The organism is Siccibacter turicensis LMG 23730 (assembly GCF_000463155.2).
Lineage (GTDB): Bacteria > Pseudomonadota > Gammaproteobacteria > Enterobacterales > Enterobacteriaceae > Siccibacter > Siccibacter turicensis.
On sequence record NZ_AWFZ01000010.1, the window covers coordinates 1 to 361 of the forward strand.

1 rRNA gene is annotated in these 361 nt (G+C 55.7%); it reads right to left on the reverse strand.

The window, feature by feature from the left end:
* Positions 1-361, reverse strand: a 16S ribosomal RNA gene (locus DW58_RS01235); the annotation flags it as partial.

A 361-nucleotide genomic window follows, 5' to 3' on the forward strand; every position in this document is an offset into this window, starting at 1 on the left:
ACAGACCGCCTGCGTGCGCTTTACGCCCAGTAATTCCGATTAACGCTTGCACCCTCCGTATTACCGCGGCTGCTGGCACGGAGTTAGCCGGTGCTTCTTCTGCGAGTAACGTCAATCGATAAGGTTATTAACCTTACCGCCTTCCTCCTCGCTGAAAGTACTTTACAACCCGAAGGCCTTCTTCATACACGCGGCATGGCTGCATCAGGCTTGCGCCCATTGTGCAATATTCCCCACTGCTGCCTCCCGTAGGAGTCTGGACCGTGTCTCAGTTCCAGTGTGGCTGGTCATCCTCTCAGACCAGCTAGGGATCGTCGCCTAGGTGAGCCGTTACCCCACCTACTAGCTAATCCCATCTGGG